The 2,084-nt window shown below is 28.2% G+C and carries 1 protein-coding gene; it reads right to left on the bottom strand.

Annotated features, from left to right (window positions below):
• Positions 1 to 111: 111 nt before the first annotated feature.
• A complete protein-coding gene (locus DPIF8902391_RS10515; protein ID WP_172505796.1) occupies positions 112 to 1,215 on the bottom strand; it encodes a DUF4062 domain-containing protein in 1,104 nt (367 codons plus the stop codon).
• Between the last annotated feature and the right edge of the window lie 869 nt (positions 1,216 to 2,084).

The raw sequence follows: 2,084 nt of genomic DNA, 5'->3' as shown, positions 1-2,084 counted from the left end.
TTGATGATTTACGAACCGCCGTATACGAGACCCGTACGTACGGTGGTGTGAGAGGCGCACTCCGACTATTTTAGTCGGAGCCGTCTACTCGATTAGGCACTTTTATTTTTTCTAAAAAGGAAGTCCAGTAATTTCTGACTCTATCTCTTCTATAAATTGTTTTTTGAATAACTCTTTTAATTCTATCTCTTCAATAATAATTGGATATATTTTTTTGTAATAACTGTTAGATAGTTTATAGAAATTTAAGTCTTTACTAACTAAATGTGGATTGATTTCTAATAACTTTATTTTTAATAAAAGTTCTAATTCACCTCTTTTTTCCCAAGCATTTTTATAATCCTCTTCTAATTCTATTTCATGAAGTAATTCATAGTTAAAAACCGTTTCTTTAAAGGCATAATAAACCCTTTCAGTTTCTTCTTTAGAAAAGTCAATAATTTCGTTTTGAAATGAAATATTATCTTTGATTTGATTTATAAAAAAGTCAATAAGTATTTTGTTTTGATTAAATAAAACTTCTTTTACTTTATCCTCTTCCATTAAATTTCTTCCCATTGCACCAAGCATTTCATTCATTTGCTTTGTCACACTCCTAAGTTCAGAAACACTATCTAATACTTTTTCTTCTTTTGAATTTTCTTGTAATTGTTGTAAGTACAAATACATGAAACCAGCTAATTGATTATTCAAGTATTGTTCAATATCTTCAACTCTTTCAAATGTTTTAATAGCCTGACCACGAATATTATTAATAAACCTAAATATATTAGGGTCATCTACATGAGCAAATTTAAATTTTTTTTCTTTTAGTAAATCGGAAGAATCAAATAATGATAAATTTGTTTTAAATGTTTGATATTCTGCATATACATTTTTATCTATAAAAATAAAAATTGGAATTCTCATTTTTTGAGCTGTTTCAAATTCTCTTCTTGTTATTGAAACATATTCGTCATAATTGTTTTTTTTCTCAATCTGATTTTCTCCTGAAACTATTGAGCCATAACGTCCTCCAACAATTAAAACCATTATCTGGCAAGTCTTTACTTCATTGTAACATGAAATATCTAAAGGTTTATCATGTTCAAAGGTCACATTATTACTTTCAAATAATACAGCATCATAAGCATATTTTTCAAAAAACCTTTCGATTCTTTCTCTTACGTGTTTTAAGTCATAATAAGTTGAACTAATAAATACTCTTGGTTTCATTTATATGTTTTTATCTTTCCGAGTTTTTTGAATAATCTCAGGTTTATTTTTAATTGTGCCTAACGATTTATATATGGAAAGTACTGTTTTGTGCGTGAGGATTTTCCGAAGGAAAATCGGAATTAACAAAATAGTACTAACTTTTGTCTTAGCACTAAACTAAGTATTTTTTATATATTTTGTTGCAAGTAGTTTGTTTTTTTTTCCAATTCCAATTTTCTGCATTTTCTCAATTCTACAGCCGTTATAAATTCAGATTTTGGATGATAATTCGGTTAGTTTTATTCATTCAGTTTTTATTGATTTATGCGTCAATCTTTTAAATCAGCGGTTGCGTCAATTTTTCCAATTTCAATTTTCTGCATTTTCTCAATTCTACAGCCGTTATAAATTCAGATTTTGGATGATAATTCGGTCAGTTTTATTCATTCCGTTTTTATTAATTTATGTGTCAGTCTTTTAAATCAACAGTTGCGTAAGTTTTTCAGTATTTTGCTCATTCTTTAGAAGGTTTTTAGGGAAATAGTTTCCGATTATACTTCTTTATTAGCCTTAAAAAATACATTATAATTTGCGTGATTTTTTGCCAATTACTTGCAACGACTCGTGTATAAGTAGTAAGGATTTGATTTGTAATAAATTTCATTTAAGCACTTAACCAAATTTGCAATTTTATTGTTATTTTCTTCAACCATAAAATTTCAAGTTTGGTGGATTTCGTAAATAATCACAAAATTTTCAACTTAGCAATTTCCCTTATTACTTATACATACTGTGTGTGCCCAGCATGGGCATCTTTTGACTACCGAAAGGTAGTTTATTAATCTAGAGGGTGCAAGTCCCTTATGCGCAGGAGTAACGTTCTGAAG

The sequence above is a fragment of the Tenacibaculum finnmarkense genomovar ulcerans genome (assembly GCF_900239495.1).
GTDB lineage: Bacteria > Bacteroidota > Bacteroidia > Flavobacteriales > Flavobacteriaceae > Polaribacter > Polaribacter ulcerans.
Note: the sequence above shows the minus strand (reverse complement) of the source record. Positions and strands in the feature narration are given on the sequence as shown.